The organism is Parahaemophilus parainfluenzae, assembly GCF_001053575.1.
GTDB classification, from domain to species: Bacteria; Pseudomonadota; Gammaproteobacteria; order Enterobacterales; family Pasteurellaceae; genus Haemophilus_D; species Haemophilus_D parainfluenzae_S.
The window spans coordinates 1-2796 of the sequence record NZ_JVSL01000035.1 but is presented as its reverse complement, the minus strand read 5'-3'; the positions used below and the strand labels follow the sequence as shown (position 1 = coordinate 2796).

At 34.9% G+C, this 2796-nt stretch carries 2 protein-coding genes; both read right to left on the bottom strand.

Annotated elements, in window-relative coordinates:
* Positions 1-927: 927 nt before the first annotated feature.
* Positions 928-1581 (bottom strand): hypothetical protein, encoded by a 654-nt coding sequence (locus AC979_RS07445; protein ID WP_049373644.1) that lies wholly within the window; start codon positions 1579-1581, stop codon positions 928-930.
* Positions 1550-2796 (bottom strand): polymorphic toxin-type HINT domain-containing protein (locus AC979_RS10580; RefSeq protein ID WP_049373643.1); only part of this gene is annotated, 1247 nt, incomplete at its 5' end. The genes AC979_RS07445 and AC979_RS10580, both read right to left, overlap by 32 nt.

Below are 2796 nucleotides of genomic sequence, written 5' to 3'. Positions count from 1 at the left end.
CCCAAGGCTTAGCATCAGGCTTGCTGTGTTTTTTTCGCCATTGGATACATGCAGGTCTATTCCACATTGTTCTTTCTTCACAGATTGGACCACCTTCTAAATACCAGCCTCTTTTCTCTAAACAAAGATTGACCTCTGGATTATCACTTTCACCACTGACAAAATCCATACCGCAATCCGATATGTCTTTTTGTCTTCTGTCAAGAAATTTAATACGTCCTTGAGGATCTGAGTTAGGAAATAAAACCCTAGAATTATGTAAGCGCCAATGATCATGTGGTGGAAGTGGTTGAAACCATCCACTACAGCTTGTAAGCGATAAGATTGAGGGTATTAAGAATAAAAATCTTATTTTCATTTATTTCTCAACTTTATTAACTCTGGTATAGGAATAATAAAACCAGCAATAAAAAATACAAAGGCCACCTTGAATAGTAAGATATAATCAAATTCATTAAATTTAATATAATTTAAAAGTAGAAAAAAACCTACAAAAATAGAACCACAAAAAGACACAAATATACCAGACCAAATTAAGAAAGATAAAGTTCTCATTTTTTATTCTCCTTATTATTCAACTCTTTTCCCACAGCCTCTGAAGTAGCCGAGTCAAAAATATTACCAAGTGAACTTGGAATAGTGCTTGGTTTATTTTGAATATCTTCAAAGATCAGCTTATTTGTGGCTAATTCACTGTTTTTCGGGTTAGTGCTTGCAATGGGCACCACCTTTTAAGTTAACGCTCTTACGATAAGCTGGATGTGAAATTATAAGATTTACTTAACATAAGTATCATTAAAAATACAAAAGTGCGGTCAATTTTTGAGAGGTTTTAAACACTTTTAAAATTGACCGCACTTTATGTCCCAATTCAAACTGTATGTACCTTAAATATCAAACAGTACTGGTATCTTTAGTCTAACTAACTTAACATTCTTTGAGCATGTTTTTCGAAGTCGCCAACTGATTAATATTCTCAGAAAAAACCACCTCAAACTTATCATCCTTTGAGCAAAAATTTAAGAATTCTATCGCCTTATTACAGTCATCACTTAAAGAAATGCAACCATACCCAATATCTTCATGCGGATATAATGCTATTTTTAACTTTGGATTAACTAGAAAACAATAATCTCCTACCACCTTATTATATTTATAAGCCATAGATAATTCACAAAAATTCAATATATCTTGTTTATCAAAACTCAATGACATTATATTAGCTGGAAATGGATATTTATTATCTTCATAAAATTCTTCAATAAGTCCATTATATGGGATTAATACTCCCATTTCTTTAGCCTTATTATAAACATTTTCATAATAAGAAATCTCTAAATCAGAAAACTCAGGGATAGAAGCGCTATCATCATATGCTAATGCAGTTAGTAGGAAAAAGTCATTCATAGAGTCTTTAAAAAAGGATTCTATCATTTTAGATGACATTTGTATTACTGATTGCATAGTAAGATCTCTTGCATAAAAGTAGCCCACCCAACCCGAGCTACTACTAAAACTATTAAAATTTATTTTATTAAAAGATATAACGCTATTTGTTGTCGAATTTAATGATTTTTCCATCACTTTTACCTATTGTAATCTTTCTTCTTACTTCTGGGGCATTCCCTTTTAATCCAACTTTCCATTCACCATTTTTATCTGAGTGAGAAGTATGACTTTCTGACCAAATTTCACCGGTATATTTATTTTTAAAATTTTTACCTCCTTTTAATTTAATGAAATCATCTGGATGTGTTGTTGGTGTTCTTACTATATCACCCACACTTGCACTGTTGACCTTTTGTTTTGGCATATCAAGGAAACAATCATTATGCACCCAAACTCCATCAAGGTCAGAATTTGCTCCTTTGATAAAGTAAGTATGGTCAGTCTCAACTGTCAAGTTATATGCACTTAACTTCTCAGCCTTGATAGTGACACCTTTCACCATCTGCCAGTGATTATTTTCTGATAACAGTTTATAACCCGCTTTCAGATTTTGTGCATCTACCCACTGAGCATTTTGGATTTCTCCGTTGTAATAATGCCCCTCAGAACTCGGTACTAGCTCACCTTGATTTACCCGGGTAAAGAATGGATGAATTTTGTTTGAAACAATGGTTTGGTGTTTGCCTTGTTCATCAATCACTTCTACATATACCGTAAAATCATACGGGTTGTTGTAGTGCGCTTGTACACGCTGATAGGTCATTTGTCCTGTCAGTTCATTTTTCGCATAAACTTTGTCGCCCACTTTAATGGATTGAATCGGTTTATACCCCTGTTCGGTTTTCACTTCCATGTCACCACGGAAAGAACAGGTTTTAGGTTTTATCTTCGCAACATTAACACTGGAATGGGCTACATCAATCGTGCCATTTTTTAATTTGGCAATAGACTTAGCTATCCCCAATCCAGCACCACTTAGAACCACGCCTCCAGTCGAAACACCTTTCATTTTACCTTGGCGGTAACCTTGCATTTCACCCGCGAGTTTTGGATTTTCTTGAAGGGCAAGCGCATAAGCCTCATCCCAATCTTTCAACGAGACCACAACATTATTATAGGTCTTCCCTGGGTTTGAGATTGCTTCCCATAAAGACACTACGGTATCATCTAAATTAACAACCGCATCCGCTGTGTCTTTAATACTATCAATTTGACCCTGAGCCTCTGCAAGCTCTAGACCTTCTTGATATTCTTTAGCTTTATCCTCATCTCCATTGAATAAAACCTTGGCATACATTTCAATGTTTTGCTTACGCTCATCACTAGGATGAACGTCATCAGCCATGC